At 74.6% G+C, this 22,757-nt stretch carries 8 protein-coding genes and 1 pseudogene; 5 read left to right on the top strand and 4 right to left on the bottom strand.

The features are described from left to right. The first annotated feature begins 40 nt into the window (after positions 1 to 40). Both FRANEAN1_RS43535 and FRANEAN1_RS16780 read left to right on the top strand, forming a co-directional pair. Positions 41 to 12,376 carry a type I polyketide synthase gene (locus FRANEAN1_RS43535; RefSeq protein WP_020461014.1) on the top strand — a complete coding sequence of 4,112 codons (12,336 nt, stop codon included), beginning with the start codon at positions 41 to 43 and terminating at the stop codon, positions 12,374 to 12,376. Positions 12,377 to 12,448: 72 nt separating this feature from the next. Next, entirely contained in the window at positions 12,449 to 15,664 is a 3,216-nt protein-coding gene (locus FRANEAN1_RS16780; protein ID WP_020461013.1) for a type I polyketide synthase, read from the top strand. A gap of 61 nt (positions 15,665 to 15,725) precedes the next feature. On the opposite strand, the gene FRANEAN1_RS16775 is transcribed toward FRANEAN1_RS16780, so the two are convergent. The 3 genes and pseudogenes from FRANEAN1_RS16775 to FRANEAN1_RS16765 all read right to left on the bottom strand — a co-directional run. After that, positions 15,726 to 16,940, bottom strand: a complete 1,215-nt coding sequence (locus FRANEAN1_RS16775) for a cytochrome P450 (RefSeq protein ID WP_020461012.1) — start codon at positions 16,938 to 16,940, stop codon at positions 15,726 to 15,728. 66 nt (positions 16,941 to 17,006) lie between these two features. Continuing rightward, complete coding sequence (locus tag FRANEAN1_RS16770; RefSeq protein WP_041254286.1) at positions 17,007 to 17,204, bottom strand: hypothetical protein; 198 nt, start codon at positions 17,202 to 17,204, stop codon at positions 17,007 to 17,009. 125 nt (positions 17,205 to 17,329) lie between these two features. Beyond that, positions 17,330 to 17,731: pseudogene (locus FRANEAN1_RS16765) on the bottom strand (carboxyl transferase domain-containing protein); the annotation flags it as partial. A 195-nt stretch (positions 17,732 to 17,926) separates the two neighbouring features. On the opposite strand from FRANEAN1_RS16765, the gene FRANEAN1_RS16760 reads away from it, so the two are divergent. After that, a complete protein-coding gene (locus FRANEAN1_RS16760) occupies positions 17,927 to 18,991 on the top strand; it encodes an LLM class flavin-dependent oxidoreductase (RefSeq protein ID WP_020461009.1) in 1,065 nt (354 codons plus the stop codon). Positions 18,992 to 18,995: 4 nt separating this feature from the next. Here FRANEAN1_RS16760 and FRANEAN1_RS16755 read toward each other — a convergent pair whose 3' ends face one another. Further along, on the bottom strand, positions 18,996 to 19,625 hold the full coding sequence (locus FRANEAN1_RS16755) for a TetR/AcrR family transcriptional regulator (protein ID WP_063748394.1): 630 nt from the start codon (positions 19,623 to 19,625) through the stop codon (positions 18,996 to 18,998). Positions 19,626 to 19,910: 285 nt separating this feature from the next. Between FRANEAN1_RS16755 and FRANEAN1_RS16750 the strand changes: the two genes are divergently transcribed. Continuing rightward, positions 19,911 to 21,071 (top strand): LLM class flavin-dependent oxidoreductase, encoded by a 1,161-nt coding sequence (locus tag FRANEAN1_RS16750; RefSeq protein WP_020461007.1) that lies wholly within the window; start codon positions 19,911 to 19,913, stop codon positions 21,069 to 21,071. 149 nt (positions 21,072 to 21,220) lie between these two features. Next, positions 21,221 to 22,756: an ABC transporter substrate-binding protein gene (locus tag FRANEAN1_RS16745; protein ID WP_041254284.1), complete on the top strand. Its 1,536-nt coding sequence runs from the start codon at positions 21,221 to 21,223 to the stop codon at positions 22,754 to 22,756. Position 22,757 lies beyond the last annotated feature (1 nt).

Here is a 22,757-nt window from a genome sequence, read left to right as displayed (position 1 = left end):
GGCGGCCCCTCGCCCGCCGGACGCACAGAGGTGACGTCGCATGACGAACGAGACGACCGCCGGCACCGAGAGCCGCCTGCGGGACTACCTGAAGCGGGTGACGAGCGATCTGCTCAGCACCCGGGCGCGGCTGTCCGAGCTGGAGGCCGAGCGCACGGAGCCGATCGCGATCGTCGGGACGGCCTGCCGTTACCCCGGCGGGGTCCGCACACCGGAGGACCTGTGGCGGGTGGCGCGGTCGGGCACCGACGCGATCTCGTCCTTCCCGGAGAACCGCGGCTGGGACGTGCCCGGCCTGTTCGACCCGGACCCGGAGCGGGTGGGCCACACCTACGCGCGGGAGGGCGGGTTCCTGCACGACGCCGACCTGTTCGACCCGGCGTTCTTCGGGATCTCCCCGCGGGAGGCGACCGCGATGGACCCGCAGCAGCGACTGCTGCTGGAGACGTCCTGGGAGGCGTTCGAACGGGCCGGCATCGCACCGGACTCGCTGCGCGGCTCACGCACCGGCGTGTTCGCCGGGGTGATGTACAGCGACTACGGCGGCAGGATCAGGCAGGCACCGGACGGCCTGGAGGGGTACATCGGCATCGGCAGCGCCGGGTCCGTGGCCTCCGGGCGGATCTCCTACACGTTCGGGCTGGAGGGCCCGGCGGTCACGGTCGACACCGCCTGCTCCTCCTCCCTGGTCGCCCTGCACCTGGCGGTGCAGTCGCTGCGCCGCGGCGAATGCGACCTGGCCCTGGCCGGCGGCGCCACCGTGATCGCGACCCCCGGGCTGTTCGTCGAGTTCAGCCGGCAGCGCGGACTCTCCCCGGACGGGCGGTGCAAGGCGTTCGCCGCCACCGCCGACGGCACCGGCTGGGGTGAGGGGGTGGGGCTGCTGCTGGTGGAACGGCTCTCCGACGCCCGCCGCAACAACCACCCGGTGCTCGCGGTCGTGCGCGGCTCCGCCGTGAACCAGGACGGCACCAGCGGCCAGCTCTCGGCACCGAACGGCCCGGCCCAGCAGCGGGTGATCCGGCAGGCCCTCGCGGACGCCGGCCTGAACACAGCCGATGTGGACGCCGTCGAGGCGCACGGCACCGGCACCCGCCTCGGCGACCCCATCGAAGCCCAGGCCCTCCTCGCCACCTACGGCCAGAACCGACCCGACGACCAGCCCCTGTGGCTTGGGAGCCTGAAGTCCAACATCGGCCACACCCAGGCCGCCGCCGGCGCCGCCGGCATCATAAAAATCATCCAGGCCCTTCATCACGACGAGTTGCCGCGCACTCTGCACGTCGACGAACCCACCCCGCACGTCGACTGGGACAGCGGAAACGTCCGACTGCTCACCGAGAACCGGCCCTGGGAATCCCGCGACACCCCCCGCCGCGCCGCCGTCTCCTCCTTCGGCATCAGCGGCACCAACGCCCACGTGATTCTCGAGGAAGCCGCCCGGGAGACCGACGACAACTCCTCGGGTGAGGCCGGTTCAGCGCCGGCCGAAACGGCTCCGACGGCCGCCGCCCCGGTGGAGCGGGAAACGCCGGTTCCGATTCTTTTGTCGGGGCACACCGAACAAGCCCTCCACGACCAGGCCACAAACCTCAACACCTACCTCACCCACCACCCGAACACCACCCCCCACCAGCTCACCCACACCCTCACCCACGGCAGAACCCACCACCAACACCGCGCCGCCATCATCACCAGCGCCACCAACACCACCGAACTCCGCGACACCCTCACCGCCCTCACCCACCACCAACCACACCCCAACCTCACCCAAAGCCACACCACCACCCCCGGCAAAACCGTCTTCGTCTTCCCCGGCCAAGGCAGCCAATGGCACGGCATGGCCCGCCACCTCTACACCACCTCACCCACCTTCGCCCACCACCTCACCACCGCCACCAACGCCCTCAACCCCCACCTCGACTACGACCTCCTCCACACCCTCACCTCACCCACCCCACCACCCAACACCGTCACCTACGTCCAACCCGCCCTCTTCGCCGTCATGACCAGCCTCGCCCAACTCTGGCAACACCACGGCATCCACCCCGACACCGTCCTCGGCCACAGCCAAGGCGAAATCGCCGCCGCCCACATCGCCGGCGCCCTCACCCTCACCGACGCCGCCACCATCGTCGCCCTGCGCGCCACCGCCCTCACCACCCTCACCGGCACCGGCACCATGGCCTCCATCACCCTGCCCGCCCACGCCCTCCAACCCCTCCTCGACACCCACCCCGACCTCCACATCGCCGCCCACAACAGCCCCACCCACACCATCGTCGCCGGCAACCCCCAATCCATCACCGAACTCCTCGAACACTGCCAGCAAAACAACATCCAAGCCCGCCAGATCCCCGTCGACTACGCCTCCCACACCCCCCACATCGAACCCCTCCACACCACCCTCACCACCGCACTCGCCCACATCACCCCCACCCCCGCCACCATCCCCTTCTACTCCACCCTCACCAACACCTACCTCGACACCACCCAACTCACCCCCGAATACTGGTACCAAAACCTCAGAAACCCCGTCCAATTCCACCAAGCCATCACCACCCTCCACCACAACGGCCACACCACCTACATCGAAACCAGCCCCCACCCCGTCCTCACCACCACCATCACCGAAACCCTCGAAAACCCACCCACCAACACAGACAAGAACAGCACCCAAAACACCAACCAGAACGGCACCGCGGAACACCCCACCGAACGACCCGCCATCACCGTCACCGGAACCCTCCGCCGCGACCACGGCACCCTCCACACCTTCCACACCGCCCTCGCCCACCTCCACACCCACGGCCACACCCCCACCTGGCACACACCCCCACCCCCCACACCCCCCACACCCCTGCCCACCTACCCCTTCCAACACCACCGCTACTGGCTGGAGGACGCGACCCCTCCCGGCGACGCGGACGGCCTCGGCCTGCAGGCGACCGGGCACCCGGTGCTGCGCGCGGCCACCACACTCGGCAACGGCCAGGGCCTGCTGCTCACCGGTCGGGTCTCCGCCCGCACCCACAGCCTCCTGGCCGGGCACACCGTCGCCGGCACGGCTGTTCTGCCGCCGGCCGCGACCCTGGACCTGGCCTTCCACGCGGCCAGGCTGCTCGGCGGACTCGACGTCGAGGAGCTGACGATCAGCACACCCGTCGTGCTGCCGGCCGCGGACGGGGTCGACCTGCAGCTCATCGTCGAGGCCGAGCGGGACGACTCCCGGCGCCCCTTCACCGTGCGCGCCCGCCCCGACCAGCCGTCCGCTCGGGCCGCCGACGGCACCGCCGCGGCCGGGGAGGACGACGACCTCGGCGAGCAGCTCAACCGCCCCTGGACGACACACGCCGTCGGCGTGCTGGCACCGGCGGTGCCGGTGCTGCCCGGGGCCACCCCGGCGCCGGAGAGCTGGCCGCCCGCGGGTGCCGAGGAGATCGCGCTGGACGATCTCGACGCCCATCTCACCACGCTCGGCCTCGAGCCCGGCCCGGCCCTGGACGGCCCGCACCGGCTGTGGCAACGCGACGAGGAGCTGTTCGCCGAGGTCGAGCTCGCCGAGGACGGCGCGGGCGAGCCGGGCCGCTTCGGCCTGCACCCGGCCGCGCTGACCGCCGCGTTGAGCCCCCTGCAGGCCGGCCTCGGCCCTGCCGCCGACCACGCCCGTCAGGCCAGTGGCGACACCGCCGGGAACGGCTCCGGAGCGCTGCCGCTGACCTGGCGCGGAGCGACTCTGCACACCGCGAGCTCCTCCCCGCTGCGGGTACGCCTCGCGCCGGGCGCTCCGGACCCGGCCGGGCCGGGCCGCGGCTGGGCGGTGGATCTGTTCACCCCCTCCGGCACCGCCGTCGCGAGCATCGCGGACGTACGGCTGCGTCCCCTTGATCCCCGGGACCTCGGCGCCCCCACCGGCGGCCTGGAGGCGGCCCGGGCGGACTGGGTACTCACCCTGGACTGGCCGGTGCTCGAGCCCCCGGTTCGGGAGTCCGCCACAGCGCAGCGCTGGTCGCCCCATCTTCTCCTCCCCACCGCCGACGAGGACCGCTCCGCCGTGGCGGACCTGCTCGCACGGCTCACCCGGGTCCTGGGCGGCGCGGACGCCCCGGCCGGCGGTTCGGGCGACGACCCGACCGGTATCCCGGCTGACGACACGGCCCGGGAGCCGCTGGGCCCCGAGGTGACCCTGCTCCCCGTCAGCAGCACGGGGGCGGCGTTCGACGCGCTGCGTTCCTGGCTGACCGACCCGGTGACCGAGGGCGGCCGCCTGCTCGTGCTGACCACCCGCGCCGTCGCCACCGGGCCGGACGACACACCGGACCCGCCGGGCCTGGAGGCCGCCGCGGTCTGGGGGCTCGTCCGCGCCGCCCAGACGGAGCACCCGGGCCGGATCACCATCGTCGACCTCGACGGCCAGGACGCCTCGCTCGCCGCGCTGCCCGCCGCGCTCGCCACCGGCGAGCCCCAGCTGGCCCTGCGCGGCGGGGTAGCCCACCGCCCCCGCCTCACCCGCGTGGCCCCCGCGGACCTCACCATCCCCGCCGACGGGACCACCGACGGGACTGTCTCCACCGAGGGGACCGTCCCCGCCGGCGACACCGTGTTCATCGGCGACACCGTGCTCGTGGCCGGCGGCGGCCCGCTGGCGGGGGTGCTCGCGCGGCGTCTCGCCGCGGAGGAGTACGGGGCTCGCCTGCTGCTGCTCGGCGCCGACGACGGCCTGGCCGAGGAGCTGGCCGCGCTGGGCGCGGACGTGCTCGTGGCCGAGGGCGACGCGAGCGACCGGGAGGCGCTCACCGCCGCGCTCGCTCTGGTGAGCGACGCGAGCCCGGTGCGCGCGGTGCTGCACGTGGCGGCCGCGCCCCCGGTCGCCGCGCTGGAGACGACGAGGACGGCGACGTTCACCGCGGCGGTGGACACGGCGACCGCCGCGGCCCGCAACCTGCACGAGGCCACCCTGGGCCTCGACCTGGACTGGCTGGTTCTCGTCGCCCCGGATGTCGCCGGCACCCTCGGCGGCGTCGGGACGGCCGCCCGGGCCGCGATCGGGGCCGTCCTCGACGGGCTCGCGCGGCAGCGACGCTCGCTCGGGCTCGTGGGGGTCTCGCTGGCGCTCGGTCCGCGCGCGACCGGCGACACCGCCAGCACCACCAGCACCGGCGTCACCGGTGACGCCGGGGACGCAGGGGACGCAGGGGCTGCCGCGGGTCTGGTGCCGTTCGACTCCGCCCAGGCGGGTGACCTGTTCACACTGGTGCGGCAGGCCCGGCCGGCCGCGCTGGTCGCCGCGCGGCTGGACCACGCCGCGCTGCGCCCGGCCGCCGCGGCCGGTCTGCTGCCCGCAGTGCTGCGTTCGCTGGTGCGCGGTGCGCGCACGCCCGCGGCCGGCCAGGGGGCGGGCCGGCTGGTCGCCTCGCTGGTCGGCCGGCCCGAGGATGAGCAGCGGGCGGTGCTGCTCGGGCTGATCCGGGCCACCGCGGCCGCCATCCTCGGCCACACCGACGGGGCGGGGGTCGACGTCACCCGGGCCTTCAAGGATCTCGGGTTCGACTCGCTCACCGCGGTGGAGCTGCGCAACCGGCTGGCCGCGGCGACCGGGCTGAGCCTGCCGAGCACGCTGCTGTTCGACTATCCCTCCGGGGAGGTGCTCGCCGACCACCTGCGCTCGCAGCTGCTGGGCCTGGTCCCCGAGGACGGGCGGTCCGTGGCCCGGGGGCGGGCCGGGGACGACGGTGAGCCGATCGCGATCGTGGCGATGGCCTGCCGTTACCCCGGTGGGGTACGTACGCCGGAGGACCTGTGGCGGGTGGTCGAGCAAGAGCTCGACGTCATCTCGCCGTTCCCGGACAACCGCGGGTGGGATCTGGACGTCCTGTTCGATCCGGACCCCGCGCACCCCGGCACCTCCTACGCGCGGGAGGGCGGGTTCCTGCACGACGTCGACCAGTTCGACCCGGCGTTCTTCGGGATCTCCCCGCGTGAGGCGACGGCGATGGACCCGCAGCAGCGGCTGCTGCTGGAGACGTCCTGGGAGGCGTTCGAACGGGCCGGCATCGCCCCCGACTCGCTGCGCGGCTCACGCACCGGCGTGTTCGCGGGCGTCGTCTACACCGACTACGGCTCCCGGGTGCGGCTGCCTGCCGACATGGAGGGCTACCTGGGCATCGGCAGCGCGGGCAGCATCGCCTCCGGGCGCATCGCCTACACCCTGGGGCTGGAGGGCCCGGCGGTCACCGTCGACACCGCCTGCTCCTCCTCCCTGGTCGCCCTGCACCTGGCGGTGCAGTCGCTGCGCCGTGGCGAGTGCGACCTGGCCTTGGCCGGCGGCGCGACCACGCTGGCCAACCCGGACATCTTCGTCGGTTTCAGCCGGCAGCGCGGGCTGGCTCCGGACTCGCGCTGCAAGCCGTTCGCCGCGGCCGCCGACGGCACGGCGTTCGGTGAGGGGGTGGGGCTGCTGCTCGTGGAGCGGCTCTCCGACGCCCGCCGCAACAACCACCCGATCCTCGCGCTGGTCCGCGGCACGGCGACCAACCAGGACGGCGCCAGCAACGGCCTCACCGCACCCAACGGCCCCTCCCAGCAGCGGGTGATCCGCCAGGCCCTCACCGACGCCGGCCTCAACCCCGCCGACGTCGACGCCGTCGAGGCGCACGGCACCGGCACCCGCCTCGGCGACCCCATCGAAGCCCAGGCCATCCTCGCCACCTACGGGCAGGACCGGCCCGACGATCAGCCGCTCTGGCTGGGCAGCCTCAAGTCCAACATCGGCCACACCCAGGCGGCCGCCGGGGTCGGCAGCATCATCAAGATCATCCAGGCGTTCCACCACGGCGAGCTGCCGCGCACCCTGCATGTCGACGAACCCACCCCGCACGTCGACTGGCAGGCCGGAAACGTCGCCCTGCTCACCGAGAAGCGGCCCTGGGAACCGGGAGACCGGCCCCGCCGCGCCGGTGTCTCCGGATTCGGCATGAGCGGCACCAACGCCCACGTGATTCTCGAGGAGGCACCGGCCGCGACACCGGCGGAGGAAACGACGGACGGCCCGGTTCCGATTCTTTTGTCGGGGCACACCGAACAAGCCCTCCACGACCAGGCCACAAACCTCAACACCTACCTCACCCACCACCCGAACACCACCCCCCACCAGCTCACCCACACCCTCACCCACGGCAGAACCCACCACCAACACCGCGCCGCCATCATCACCAGCGCCACCAACACCACCGAACTCCGCGACACCCTCACCGCCCTCACCCACCACCAACCACACCCCAACCTCACCCAAAGCCACACCACCACCCCCGGCAAAACCGTCTTCGTCTTCCCCGGCCAAGGCAGCCAATGGCACGGCATGGCCCGCCACCTCTACACCACCTCACCCACCTTCGCCCACCACCTCACCACCGCCACCAACGCCCTCAACCCCCACCTCGACTACGACCTCCTCCACACCCTCACCTCACCCACCCCACCACCCAACACCGTCACCTACGTCCAACCCGCCCTCTTCGCCGTCATGACCAGCCTCGCCCAACTCTGGCAACACCACGGCATCCACCCCGACACCGTCCTCGGCCACAGCCAAGGCGAAATCGCCGCCGCCCACATCGCCGGCGCCCTCACCCTCACCGACGCCGCCACCATCGTCGCCCTGCGCGCCACCGCCCTCACCACCCTCACCGGCACCGGCACCATGGCCTCCATCACCCTGCCCGCCCACGCCCTCCAACCCCTCCTCGACACCCACCCCGACCTCCACATCGCCGCCCACAACAGCCCCACCCACACCATCGTCGCCGGCAACCCCCAATCCATCACCGAACTCCTCGAACACTGCCAGCAAAACAACATCCAAGCCCGCCAGATCCCCGTCGACTACGCCTCCCACACCCCCCACATCGAACCCCTCCACACCACCCTCACCACCGCACTCGCCCACATCACCCCCACCCCCGCCACCATCCCCTTCTACTCCACCCTCACCAACACCTACCTCGACACCACCCAACTCACCCCCGAATACTGGTACCAAAACCTCAGAAACCCCGTCCAATTCCACCAAGCCATCACCACCCTCCACCACAACGGCCACACCACCTACATCGAAACCAGCCCCCACCCCGTCCTCACCACCACCATCACCGAAACCCTCGAAAACCCACCCACCAACACAGACAAGAACAGCACCCAAAACACCAACCAGAACGGCACCGCGGAACACCCCACCGAACGACCCGCCATCACCGTCACCGGAACCCTCCGCCGCGACCACGGCACCCTCCACACCTTCCACACCGCCCTCGCCCACCTCCACACCCACGGCCACACCCCCACCTGGCACACACCCCCACCCCCCACACCCCCCACACCCCTGCCCACCTACCCCTTCCAACACCACCGCTACTGGCTGGAAGGACCCGCGATCGGGCCGGACGGCGACGGGGACACCGCGGGGCACGGCTTCGTCAGCGCCGTCACCGAGCTCGCAGACGGCGACGGCCTGCTGCTCACCGGCCGGCTCTCCCTGCGCTCCCACCCCTGGCTCGCCGACCACGCGGTGCGCGGAACGGTGCTGCTGCCGGCCACCGCGCAGCTCGAACTCGTCTTCCAGGCGGCCCTGCACACCGGCGCCGCCGGGATCGAGGAGCTGACGCTGGAGGCGCCGCTGCTCCTGCCGGAGCGGGGCGGCGTGCGGCTGCAGGCCCGGGTCGAGGCCGCGGACGACCAGGGCCGGCGCCGGGTGACGGTCCACTCCCGCCCGGGCGCCGAGGACCCCTGGACCCGCCATGCCGCGGGCGTGCTGGCCGCGGCGGCGCCGACAGCCATCCCGCCGCGGGGCGTCAGCGCCTGGCCGCCGCCGCAGGCCACCCCGGTATCGGTCGAGGGCCTCTACGACCAGCTCGCCGAGCTCGGCTACGAGTACGGGCCGGCCTTCCAGAATCTGCGCGCGGCCTGGCGCGACGGTGACACCGTGTACGCGTCGGTCGTCCTCGGGCCCGAGCACCACGTCGACGCGGCGCGGTTCGCGGTGCACCCGGCGCTGTTCGACGCGGCGCTGCACGCGATGGGCCTGGGTGGCTTCCTGGGCTCCGGGGTGCTGCTGCCGTTCGCCTGGTCCGGGATCACGCTGGCGGCGGCCGGCGCCACCGAGCTGCGGGTCACCGTCGCGCCGGGGCCCGGTGAGCGGGACACCGTGACGGTGACGCTGGCCGACCAGACGGGGGCACCGGTCGCCCGGGTGGACCAGCTGACCCTGCGGCCGGTGGACCCGGCGAGCCTGCCGTCGGCGCCCGGCCGGGGCGGCTCCGAGGGGCTGTACGAGCTCGAATGGCAGGAGCTCCCGCCGCTCGCGGCGGTCGCGCCGCCGCCCTACCGGCTGGCCGCGGCGCCGGGCGGGCCGTCCGCCGGCGCTCCCGGCGGGGAGCCGCGGTCGGACCTGAGCTCCCACCTGGAGCTGGACCGGGAGCTCGACCTTCAGCTGGCGCTCGGCGCCCCCGGCGGCGGCGAGGCGGAGCTGACCCTGCTGCCCTGGTGGGCCCCGCCCGGCCCGGCGGACGCCGCCGCGGGCGCAGGCGTGGACACGGACGCGGACCGCGATCCCAGCCCCGACCTGCCCGGCACGGACCTGCCCGGCGCCGTCGGCGCCGGGGTGCTGGCGCTGCTGGGCCGGGTGCGCGACTGGCTCGGCCAGGACGACCGGCCCCAGGCGCGGCTGGTGGTGCTCACCCGGCGCGCAGTGGCCGCCCGCCCCGGCGACCCGACAGAGCTCACCGCCGCGCCACTGTGGGGCCTGCTGCGCTCCGCGGCGACGGAGAACCCGGACCGGATCGTCATCGCCGACGTCGACGGCACCGCCGCGTCGCTGGCGGCGCTGCCCGGCGCGCTCGCCACCGGCGAGCCCCAGTTCGCCCTGCGCGACGGGGTGGCGCTGGTGCCCCGGCTGGTCCGCCGCGCCGCCGGCGGGGCGCTCACACCGCCGCCGGACGAGCCGGCCTGGCGGGTGGAGACACCCGGCGGGTCACCCGACGACCTGTTCCTCGCCCCGTTCCCGGCGGCCCGCGCTCCGCTGGGGGCCGGGCAGGTCCGGCTGGCGGTGCGCGCCGCCGGGCTGAACTTCCGGGACGTGCTCACCGCTCTCGGCATGGTGCCCGTGGGCGCCCCGCTGGGCACCGAGGCCGCCGGAGTGGTGCTGGAGGTCGGCCCGCAGGCAAGCGGGCTCTCCCCGGGGCTCTCCGTCGGGGACCGGGTGCTCGGGCTGGTGCCCGGCGCCCTCGGCCCGCTGGCGGTGGCGGACGCGCGGCTGCTCGCGCCGATCCCCGCCGGCTGGTCGTTCGCCGAGGCCGCCGGAGTGCCGGCGGTGTTCACCACCGCCTACTACAGCCTGGTGGAGCTGGCCCGGGTCCGCCCGGGTGAGCGGGTGCTGGTCCACGCGGCGACCGGCGGGGTGGGCCTGGCGGCCCTGCAGGTGGCCCGCCACCTGGGCGCGGAGGTCTTCGCGACCGCCAGCCCGGCGAAGTGGGGGGCGCTGCGGGCCCTGGGCGTGCCGGCGGAGCGGATCGCCTCCTCGCGCACCACCGACTTCGAGGCGGCGTTCCTGGACGCCACCGGCGGCGCGGGGGTCGACGTCGTGCTCAACTCGCTCACCGGCCCGTTCCTGGACGCCTCGCTGCGGCTGCTGCCCCAGGGCGGGCGTTTCGTGGAGATGGGCATCGCGGACCCGCGGGACCCCGCCGAGGTGGCCGCCACCCACCCGGGCGTGCGTTACCAGGCGTTCGAGCTGCTCGACATGGATCCCGACCAGGTGGGACGGTCGCTGGCCGGTGCCCTCGACCTGCTCGCCGGCGGGCCGCTGCGCCCGCTGCCGGTGACCACCTGGGACGTCCGCTCGGCACCGGCCGCGTTCCGGCACTTCTCGAAGGCCCGGCAGGTCGGCAAGGTCGTGCTCACCATCCCGGCCGCGGTCGGGGAGGGGGAACGGCCCGACCTGGGCGAACCCACCGGTGAGCGGGCCGCCGAGCGGGCCGGGACGGTGCTGCTCACCGGTGGCACGGGCACCCTCGGCGCGGCGCTCGCCCGGCATCTGGTGACCGCGCGCGGCGTGCGCCACCTGCTGCTGACCAGCCGTCGGGGCGCGCAGGCCCCCGGCGCGGCGGAGCTGGCCGGCGAGCTCACCGAGCTCGCCGGGCCCGGTGCGACCGTGCGGGTCGAGGCGTGCGACGCCGCCGACCGGGACGCGCTGGCCGGCCTGCTGGCCTCCGTCGACCCGGCGCATCCGCTGACCTCGGTGATCCACGCCGCCGGGCTGCTCGACGACGGCGTGCTCACCTCGCTGACCCCGGAGAAGGTCGACGCGGTGCTGCGCCCCAAGGTCCGCGCGGCGTGGAACCTGCACGAACTGACCCGCGACGCCGACCTCGCCGAGTTCGTGCTGTTCTCCTCGGCGTCGGGCCTGCTCGGCGGGGCCGGGCAGGCGAACTACGCGGCAGCGAACGTCTTCCTCGACGCGCTCGCCGCGCACCGGCGGGCGGCCGGGCGCCCCGCGGTCTCGCTGGCCTGGGGCCTGTGGCAGTCGGCCAGCGGGATGACCGGCCACCTGGACGAGGCGGACCTGGCCCGTATCGCCCGCGGCGGGCTGGTGCCGATGTCGACGGAGGCGGGCATGGCGCTCTTCGACGCGGCGCTGACGGCCGGCCCGCCGCTGCTGGCGCCGGCCCCGCTGGACCTCGCCGCGCTGCACCGGCAGGCGCAGACCGGCGGGCTGCCCGCGGTGCTGCGCGCGCTGGTCCGCGGGCCGGTGGTCCGCCGCGCGGCGGGCGCGACCACGGTGGAGCCGACCGCGCCGGGTGGCCTGGCCGAGCGGCTGCGCGGGCTGCGGGGCGTCGAGCGGGAGCGGCATCTGTTCGCCCTGGTCCGCGAGCAGATGGCGGCGGTGCTGGGTCACGCGGGGGTCGAGGACATCGCCCCCGACCAGGCCCTCAAGGACATCGGCTTCGACTCCCTGACGTCCGTCGAGCTACGCAACCGGCTCGGCGCGGCGACCGGGCTGCGGCTGCCGACGACCCTGGCGTTCGACTTCCCGACCCCGGCGGCGCTCGCGGCCCGGCTGCTGTCGCTGCTGGCTCCGGACGACACCGCCGCCGAACTCGACCGGCTGCTCGCCGAGGTGTCGGTGGACGGCCCCGAGTTCGGCGCGATCCGCGACCGGCTGCGCGACGCCCTGTGGCGATGGGAGGAGGCGGTCGCGGCCGGCTCCCCGGCCGGATCGGCCGTCCCGGCCCAGCCGTCGTCGGCGGACGAGCTGGCGGAGCTCGCCGACGCCACCGACGAGGAGCTCTTCCGCGCGCTCGACGAGGAGCTGGACGCGCCGTGACCGGATCCGCCGTCCCATACCAGCCAGACAGGTGTGACAGCCAATCAGGTGTGACAGGGGAGTGCGAGACAGATGACTGACCAGGCTGTGGCGAGCACCGAGGACCGGCTGCGCGACTATCTGCGGCGGGCCACCGCCGACCTGCGCCAGGCCCGGCGCCGGATCCGGGAGCTGGACGCGCGGGTGCACGAGCCGATCGCGATCGTGGGCATGGGCTGCCGCCTGCCGGGCGGTGTCGACTCCCCGGAGGCGCTGTGGCGGCTGCTCGACGAGGAGCGGGACGCCATCGCGGACCTGCCCACCGACCGCGGCTGGGATCCGGAGCGGCTCTACGACCCCGATCCCGACCGGCCGGGCACCACCTACGCCCGCGAGGGTGGGTTCCTCGCCGACGCGGGCGGCTTCGACGCGCCGTTCTTCGGCATCGGCCCGCGCGAGGCGACCGCCAGCGACCCGCAGCACCGGCAGCTGCTCGAGGTCGCCTACGAGACCCTCGAGTACGCCGGGATCGCCCCGGACTCGCTGCACGGCACCCGGACGGGCGTGTACGCCGGGGTGGTGTCCCAGGCGTACGTGCCGCCGCCGGAGCGGGTGCCAGCCTCGTTCGAGGGCCACCTGATGACGGGGAACGCGACGAGCGTCGCGTCCGGGCGGGTGGCCTACCACCTCGGGCTGGAGGGACCGGCCCTCACCCTGGACACCGCCTGCTCCTCGTCGCTGGTAGCGATGCACCTGGCGGCGCGGGCGCTGCAGCGCGGCGAGTGCGACCTGGCGCTCGCCGGCGGGGTGACGGTGATGGCGACCCCGGTGCTGCTGGTCGAGTTCAGCCGGCAGCGCGGGCTGTCACCGGACGGCCGCTGCAAGGCCTTCGCTGCGGCGGCGGACGGCACCGGCTTCGCCGAGGGCGTCGGGCTGGTGGCGCTGGAGCGGCTCTCCGACGCCCGCCGGGCCGGCCGGCGCATCCTGGCGGTGCTGCGCGGCTCGGCGGTGAACTCCGACGGGGCCAGCAACGGGCTGACCGCGCCGAACGGCGTCAGCCAGGAGCGGGTGATCCGCCAGGCGCTGGCCGACGCGCGGCTGGCCCCGCAGCAGGTCGACGTGGTGGAGGCGCACGGGACGGGCACCCGGCTCGGCGACCCGATCGAGGCGCAGGCGCTGCTGGCCACCTACGGGCAGGGCCGGCCGGCCGGCGAGCCGCTGTGGCTGGGGAGCCTGAAGTCCAACATCGGCCACACCCAGGCCGCCGCCGGCATCGCCGGGGTGATCAAGATGATCCTGGCCATGCGGCACGACCGGCTGCCGCGCACCCTGCACGTCGACGAGCCGACGCCGCACGTCGACTGGGCCGGCGGCGACGTCCAGCTGCTCACCGAGGCCCGCCGGTGGCAGCGCGGCGACCGGCCGCGCCGGGCGGCGGTCTCCTCGTTCGGGATCAGCGGCACCAACGCCCACCTCGTCCTGGAGGAGCCGCCCGCGTCCGACGAGCCCGCCGCGGAGACCGAGCCCGGGCTCGACTCCGACGAGCCGGCCACGGGCGGCCAGGCCGGCCCGGCCGCCGGGACGGGCGACACGCGGCCGCCGGCGGCCGACCCGGCGGCGGCTCCGTGGGTGCTGTCGGGACGGACCGAGGCGGCGCTGCGGGCCGCGGCCGGCCGGCTGCACGAACGGCTGGACGCCGACCCCGGTCTCGACCCGGCCGAGGTCGGGCGGGTGCTGGCCGTCGGGCGCACCGCCCACCCGCACCGGGCGGCCGTGCTGCCCGGGTCCAACCGCAGGCGGCTGGAGGCGCTCGCCGCGCTGGCGGGCGGCCGGCCCGGCGGGCTGGTCGCGCCCGGCGGCCCGGGCGGCCGGACGGCGTTCCTGTTCACGGGCCAGGGCAGCCAGCGGCCAGGCATGGGCCGGCACCTCTACGCCAACCGGCCGGTGTTCGCCGCCGCGCTCGACGAGGTCTTCGCGGCGTTCGAGCCGCTGCTCGACCGGCGGCTGCCCGACCTGATGTTCACCGAGCCGGGCACTGACGAGGCGGCGCTGCTCGACCGCACCGAGTACGCCCAGCCGGCCCTGTTCGCGCTGGAGACGGCGCTGTACCGGCTGCTGGTCGATCTCGGGCCGGAACCGGACCTGGTCGCCGGGCACTCGCTCGGCGGGCTGACCGCCGGGCACGTGGCCGGCCTGCTCTCGCTGGCCGACGCCGCCGCGCTCGTCGCCGCCCGCGGCCGCCTCATGCAGGCCCAGCCCACCGGCGGGCTGATGGCCGCCTGCGAGGCGACCGCGGACGAGATCGAGCCACTGCTCGCCGCGCAGGACGGGCAGGACGGCCAGGTCTCGCTGGCGGCCGTCAACGGCCCGCGGGCCGTCGTCGTCTCCGGGGACGCGGCGGCGGTCGCCCGGGTCACGGCGGCCGTCGCCGCCCGCGGTGGGCGGACCCGCACGCTGCGGGTCAGCCACGCCTTCCACTCCGCGCACATGGACGGGGCGCTGGCCCCGTTCCGCGAGGTCGTCGCCGGGCTGCGCTTCCAGCCGCCGGTCCTGGACGTCGTCTCCGAGCTGACCGGACGGCCGGCGAGCTTCGAGGAGCTGCGCGACCCCGACTACTGGGTGCGCCAGCTGCGCTCGCCGGTGCGCTTCGCCGACGCCGTGGCCACGCTGCACGCCGCCGGCGCCACCACCTTCCTCGAGGTCGGCCCGGACGCGGTGCTCACCCCGATGGTGGCCGACTGCCTCCCGGTGGGCGCCGGCGCGGCGGGCGCGGGCCAGGTGGTGGCGGTGCCCGCCCTGGTCCGGGACCGACCGGAGGAGCAGGTGCTCGCCACCGCCCTGGTCTGGCGGCATGTGCGCGGCGCGGACGTCCGCTGGGATGCCTGGTTCGGCCCGGCGGCCGGCCCGCCGCCGCACCTGCCCACCTATCCCTTCGAGCACCGCCGTTACTGGTGGCCCGCCGAGGTCGTCGCCGCCCCCGCGGGCCCGCGGCCCGTGACGGCCGAGGTGGCTGAGGTCCCCGCGGCCGACCAGGCCGACCAGGCCGACCCGCCGGTCGCCGCGGACCGTGGGGAGGTGCTGCTCGCCCTGGTCCGTGAGCACGCCGCCGAGGTGCTCGGCCATCCCGATCCGGACTCCATCGGGGCGGACGACAACTTCCTGGAGATCGGGTTCTCGTCCTTCACCGCCCTCGAGGTGCGCAACCGGCTGTGCGAGGCGACCGGCCTGACGCTGCCGGCGGTGCTGCTCTACGACCACCCGACACCGACGGCGGTCGTCCGGTTCCTCGAGGAGAGCCTGGTCGCCTGACCTGCCCCGCCCGCGGACGCGTGATCGGCCCCGGCCTTCGAAGGCCGGGGCCGATCAGGAGCTACCAGACGACGGGCAGCCGGTAGACGCCCTGCACCGAGCCGCCGGGCTTCGCCCCGAGCGCCTCGACCGGCTCGGCCAGCCGCAGCGTCGGGATGCGGCCGAACAGCTCGCGCAGGCCGATCTCCAGCTCCACCCGGGCCAGGTTCTGCCCGATGCACTGGTGGATGCCGTAGCCGAAGGCGAGATGTCCCCGCGGGACCCGGCCGATGTCGAGGGCGTCGGGGTCGGGGAACGTCGCCGCGGTCCGGTTCGCCGCCGCCGTCGGCAGGTACACCCCGTCACCGGCCCGGATGACGACCCCGGCGACCTCGATGTCGGCGGCGGCGATCCGCTGGATCTCGTCGGCCACCGACAGGAAGCGCAGCAGCTCCTCGGTCGCGCCGGCGGCCCGCCCGGCCGGGTCCTCGATCAGCCGGGCCCGCTGGTCCGGGTGTTCCAGCAGCGCCAGCACGCTCAGCCCGAGCATGTTCGCGGTCGTCTCGTGCCCGGCGACGAGCAGGAACATCGCCATCGACGCGAGATCGTCCTGCCCGATCTGGCCGGTGACGAGCCGCTCGGCGATCAGCTCGTCGAGCAGCCCCTCCCCGGGCCGCTCCCGCTTCCTGGCGATCAGCTCGTCGAAGTAGTCGACCAGGGCCCGCGACGCGGCCGCGGCCTCGGCCGCCGTGCTGGTCGCGATCACCATCCGCCGGGTCTGCTCCTCGAAGAACTCGTGGTCGCCGTAGGGCACGCCGAGCAGCTCGCAGATCACGGTGGACGGGATCGGCAACGCGAACTCGGGCACGAGGTCGACGACCTCGCCCGGCTCGTGCGCGAGCAGGGCGTCGACGCGCCCGCCGACGATCCGTTCGATGTCCGGCCGCAGCGCGTTCGCCCGCCGCACGGTGAAGCTGCCGATCAGCATGCGGCGCTGGATGTCGTGCTCCGGCGGGTCCATCCCGACGAGCGCGACGAGCTTGGCCGCGGCCATCCGCGGCACCAGCACCGGGAAGTCGGGCCGGGAACGGTCCGAGGACAGCCGCGGGTCGACGAGGAGCCGGCGGGCCTCCTCGTAGCCGGTGACCACCCACACCTCCCGGCCGTCGAACAGCGTCGCCCGGGTGATCGGCCCGTCCTGCTGGAGCTGCGCGTACCCGGCCGGCGGGTGGTAAGGACATCCACGGTCCATGGGAAAGGCGGGCGGAGTCGCCACGACCGCTTGGTTGCTGCTCATGACTTGGCCCCTGACGTCCAGGCGCGGCCCTCACGCCACGCGGGGCATGATCATGGGTAGCCCCGGTTAATCAGCGCTAAAGCCACCGGTGGACGGCCACCGGCCGTTGGTGCCGTCGTGGGCGTCGCCGGGCCCGGCCACGGGTGGCGGCGGGCCGGGAGCCGGGCCGGACGGGCTGTCGGGCGGGCCGACCCACCAGCCGGAGGCGAGGAACGCCCCGGTAACCCCGATGGCCTCCCATTCGGCGGCGACCGCGCGCGCCACCCGGCCCCACGCCCGGCGCAGCCGTCCGCTGTCAGCATCCCTTCCCGCGCCGGCATCACCTCCCGGGCCTCGTCCGCCGCGGTCCGGGGGCGGCTGTGCCATCACAGCGGGATGTCGCCGTGCGGGACCCGCCCCGCCGGCGCCATGATCACCACGTCGGTGAGCGCCGGGCCGTAGGCGGCGCCCCCGGCTGCCGGCCCCAGCACCACCGAGATCTGCGGTATCCGGCCGGAGGCCCGCACGGTGGCGGCGAAGATCTGCCCGATGCCGTCCAGGGCCTCGACGCCCTCCCCCAGACCGGCACCGCCGAGCGCGCCGCCCATGGTGGTGCCGTCCGTGCAGAACGCGATCGCCGGGACGGTGCCGAGGGTGCCCCGCCCGACCAGGACCCGCGACACCACGCCCCCCGGCGCGGGGGTGAAGGCCCCGGGGTCGAAAAGCGCGGCGAGCCGCCGTGCGGGGCCGCGGGGATCGTCCTGTTCCGGAATGCTGATGCCGAGCCGCGTGTCGCCGACCGTCTCCACCATCGACTTACCTCTCCCGACGACGTGTCCTGCCCGAGAACGGCGGGGTCGGCCGTCCTGTCATCCGGGATCAAGCGTGCGGGCGGTTTCTAAAGCCCGGCTTGCCGCGCCCGGCCCCTTCGAGGGGGCGGGCGCCGTCCACCGTGCGCTTTAGCGCGGGACAAGCCGGCCGTCAGACTCCGCCGGGACCATCGCGGCATGCGCGTCGGACTGGGATATCTGAACATGGCCCCGGCGGGCGACGCCCCGACCGCCCGGGCCCTCTACGCCGACTTCCTGCACGACGCCCGGTGGGCGCAGGCCGCGGGCTTCGCCGGCATCTGGGTCACCGAGCACCACTTCTCCACCTACAGCCTGACCTCGTCGCCGCTGCTCCTGCTGGCACAGGCGGCGGTCGTCGCGCCCACGCTCCGGCTGGGCACGTCGATCCTGGTGCTGCCCTTCTGGGACCCGGTGCGGCTGGCCGCCGACCTGCTCACCCTGGACGCGCTGTCCGGTGGGCGGCTCGACGTCGGCATCGGCCGCGGGTACCAGCCGCACGAGTTCCACGGGTTCGGCCGGGACCCGGCGGACAGCCGGGCCGCCTTCACCGAGGCGGTCGACCTCCTCCAGCAGCTGTTCACCGGCCACGACGAGCGGTTCGCGGGCCGCTTCCACCGGATCGACACGCCGGTCACCCTGCTGCCCCGCCCGACCCAGCGGCCCCACCCGCCGATCTGGACGTCGGCCACCAGCCCGGAGTCGCTGCGCTTCGCCGCGGACCGGGGCTTCCACTTCATGCTGCCCGCCGGCACGACGTTCCCGCAGGTCGTGGAGCGCCGGCGCTGGATCGAGGAGGCCGGCGGGCTGCCGGCCGGGCGTGAGTTCCAGGTCAACCGGTTCGTGTACCTGGGCGACGAGGAGGGCCGGGCGGCGGTCGTCCGGGAGATCGCCCGCCAGTTGCAGACCTCGGCCGCGCTGACGGAGGGGACGGGCCCGGTGGCGGGCGCCGCTCCCGCTCCCGAGCGGCCGGATCCCGCGATGGAGGAGAAGGCGCGCGAGGTCCTCATCACCGGGTCCGCGTCGGAGGTGCTCGAGCAGTTCCTGGCCCTGGCCGAGACGGGCATCACCTACGTCATCGCCAGCTTCGCCTTCGGGTATCTCGACCTTCGGGTCAGCCGGCGCTCCCGGGAGCGGTTCGCCGCCGAGGTGCTGCCCCGTCTCCCGGTGCCGGGGTCGGCCCCGGCCGCGCTGCCGCCGCCGGCCCTGCCCGCGGCCCGGTGAGCCGCTACTCGCTCGCCGGGGCCTTCGCCGCCGGGCCCGTGGCGGCGAAGGCGCGCAGGAAGGTCGCGGTCGCGGCCCGCGCGGTGTGCTGGATCTGGGTGTCGTCGAACGTGCGGGTACCCAGCGCGGAGCGGTGCGCGACCGGGCCGGTGAGCAGCGCGAGGAAGTGCTCGGCCGCCTCCACCGGATCGGTCAGCCGCAGCCGGCCGGCGAGGGCGAGCCGGGCCAGCCGGTCGGCGAGGGCCTCTCCCACCTGGTTCGGCCCGTTGGCGCCGATCATGTCGAACAGGTCCGGGAACCGGACGATCTCGGCGTGCAGCAGGCGGCGCAGCGCCCAGGAGTCGGCGGCGCAGTAGCACTCCAGCAGCGCGCGGCCGACGTCGGTGAACGCGACGGGCAGGTCGGCCACGTCGACGGTGAGCCGGCCGACGATGGCGAGGGTCTTGGCCGTGGTCCGGTCCGCGGCGGCCGCCATCGCGTGCCGGAACAGGTTCTCCTTGCCGCCGAGATGGTTGTAGATCGTCGGCTTCGCCACGCCGGCCTCGGAGGCGATCATGTCGATGCTCGCCTGCGAGTAGCCCTCGCGGGCGAAGACGGTGAAGGCGGCGTCCAGGATCGCCTGCCGCTTGTCGATCCTGCCCCGTGTGCCGACAGTTCCAGCCGAGCCCGCCGCTCCAGCCGACCCCGCCGCTCCAGCCGAGCCGGCGACTCCAGCCGAGCCGGCGGTCTTCGCACTGCGCACCGACCCAGCCTACGCGGACGACACCGGCGGGCCGACCGGTCCCGACGGGCTGGGGAAGGCCGGGCCCCGGGGCGGCCACAGCCCTCCAACCTCGACATTTACCACTAAGACGATGGGTTTAGAGGATAAGTTCTACTGCACTGACCAGTTCATCCTTCTGTAGCGAGGTTGACTCCCGTGACTGGTACGGCCCCCCAACCCCGGCCTGCGAGCGACGTGCCACTGGGCGTGCTCGACCTCGCCCCGATCAGTGCGGGCGAGAGCGTCGCGGACGCGCTGCGCAACAGCCTCGGCCTGGCCCGGCACACCGACCGGCTCGGCTACCACCGGTACTGGGTCACCGAGCACCATGTGAACCCGAGCACGGCCGGGCTCTCCTCGACCCTGCTGACCGCCCTGGTGGCCGACGCCACCACCCGCATCCGGGTCGGCTCCGGCTCGTTGCAGCTGGGCCACCGCACCGCGCTGTCCGTCGCGGAGGAGTGGGGCCTGCTCGACGCGCTCCACCCGGGCCGGCTGGACCTGGGCCTGGGCCGCGCCGGCTGGCACCCCCCGGCGCCCGTCGCCGGCGACGCGGAGGCCACCGGCGACGCCCCGGCCGGACCGGCCGGACCCGTCGAGCCGGACGAGCCGCCCGCGCCGTACCCCCGGCTGCGCGGCTCGGACCTGTTCGCCCTGCACCGGCTGCTGCTGCCGCTCAACCCGCTCAACAGCCCCGACTACCTCGACCAGGTGACCGAGGTGGTGGCCCTGCTCGACGGCACCCGCCGCGCCGGTGACCTGCGGGTCCACGCCGTCCCCGGCCACCAGGCCGAGGTGGCGGTCTGGGTTCTCGGACGCACCGCCGGCGAGAGCGCGGAGGTCGCCGGCCGGCTGGGCCTGCCCTACGCGACGAACTACCACGCGAGCCCGTCCACCACGGCGGACTCCGTCGCCGCCTACCGGAAGGCGTTCCGCGCGTCGGAGACCCTGGCCCGCCCCTACGTGATCGTCACGGCGGATGTGGTGGTCGGACCCGACGACGAGTCCGCCCGGCGGGCGGCCGTCGGCCACGACCAGTGGAGCCTGGCCAACCGCGTCGGCGAGCCGACCGTGTTCCCCTCGCCCGAGGAGGCGTCCGCCTTCCCGTGGGAGCCGGCGGACCGCGAGCTGGTCGCCGACCTGGGACGGAGCCGGCTGGTCGGGACGGCGGAGCACGTCGCCACCGGGCTGCGCGAGCTGCGCGACCGCTTCGACGCCGACGAGCTGCTGGTCACGACCACGACCTTCGCCCAGGCCGACCGGCTCCGCTCCTACGAGCTGCTCGCCGAACAGTGGCGCCTCCCGCGAGCCGACTGAGCCCCGGCCCGCCGAGCCCCGGCCCGCCGGGGCACCCGCCCCACCCACCCGGCAGATCACCCACGATCACCTTGAGCACCCGGAGCAGTTGAGCCATGAGACGCGGACGCCCGCCAAGACCCCTCCGATCATTCTGGTCCGCCCGGCGGTTGCGGACCGCGGCGGCGGCCGCGCTGGCCGCGCTGGCGGTCAGCACGGTCGCCGCCTGCGGCGGTTCCACCGCCGCCGACGGGACCGCGCCGGCGGCGCAGGGCGGGACCCTCACCGTCCTGTGGCCCGCCGAACCACTCGACCTGTCCACCGACAGCGGCTTCGGACTACAGATGATCTCCGGATCGATCGAGCGCCTCGCCGTGTACGACGCCCTGGTCGCGATCACCCCGGCCGCCGAGCTGGACTACCGCCTGGCCACCTCCCTCGACTCCGACGACTCGCTGACCTGGACGCTGCGGCTGCGCGAGGGGCTGCGGTTCAGCGACGGCACCCCGCTGGACGCCGCCGCGGTCCGGGACAACTGGACCCTGCTGGCCGATCCGGCCCGCAAGTCACCCAGCGCCAAGATCGCACAGCGGATCGGGTCATTCACCATCGTGGACCCGACAACCCTGCGGATCACGCTGAAGGAGGCCGACGGCCAGTTCCCCCGGCTGGTCGCGCAGACCCCGCTGACCTTCATCGGCTCCCCCACCGCGCTGCGCGCCAAGGGCGACGGGTTCAAGACCGCGCCGGTCGGCGCCGGGGCCTTCACCGTCCGGGAGTGGCTGCGCAACGACCACCTGACTCTGGTCCGCAACCCGACCTCGTCGGTCCAGGCGCACTACGACACGATCGTCGTCAAGTCCGTCCCGGACGAGACGCAGCGCTACAACACCCTGCTCGCGGGGGGCGCGGACATCGCCTTCTCCGCGAACCTGCGCACCGGCATCACCGCGGTCGCGGCCGGGCTGGTCACCGAGAAGGCGTTCAGCGACGGCGGGCTCAACCTGCTGTTCAACATCACCAAGGCCCCCTTCGACGACATCCGGGCCCGCCGGGCGGTCTCCTACGCCCTCGACGCGCAGGCGCTGAACAAGGCCCTGTTCGACGGGACCGCCGCCGTGCCGTCCAGCTTCCTGCGCGACGACTCGCCGCTGCACAGCGACGTGCCGCTGCCCCGCCCGGACCGGGCGAAGGCCCAGGCCCTGTTCGACGAGCTCGCCGCCGCGGGCAAGCCGGTGCAGTTCACCATCATCTCGCCGCTGAACTTCAGCAACGTCGCCGAATGGGTGCAGTCCAGCCTCGGTGGCTTCCGGAACGTCAGCGTGAAGGTCGACGCGATGGCCCAGACGCTGCCCGTGCTCCAGGGCGGCTTCCAGGCCACGCTCACCGGCACCCCGCGGTTCGTGGACCCCTACCCGCAGCTGGCCCTGAACCTGGGCACCGGCGGCCCGAGCAACTACGGCAAGTTCTCCGACCCGGCCCTCGACGCCGCGCTGCGGGAGGGGCAGCAGTCCCGGGACACGGCCGTCCGGGTCCGGGCCTACGAGACCGCGCAGCGGATCATCGCCGAACAGCTGCCGCTGGCCGGCCCGCTGTACCGCCTGCCGGGCCAGTACCTACACGCGTCCACGGCCTTCGGTACGGGCAAGCTCCCGATCATCAACGACGGCGTGCTCGACATCACCCGGCTCACCGGGGCGGGGTGAT

Source organism: Parafrankia sp. EAN1pec, assembly GCF_000018005.1.
Lineage (GTDB): Bacteria > Actinomycetota > Actinomycetes > Frankiales > Frankiaceae > Parafrankia > Parafrankia soli.
The sequence above is the reverse complement of the archived record's forward strand: the minus strand, read 5'-3'. Positions and strand labels throughout refer to the sequence as shown.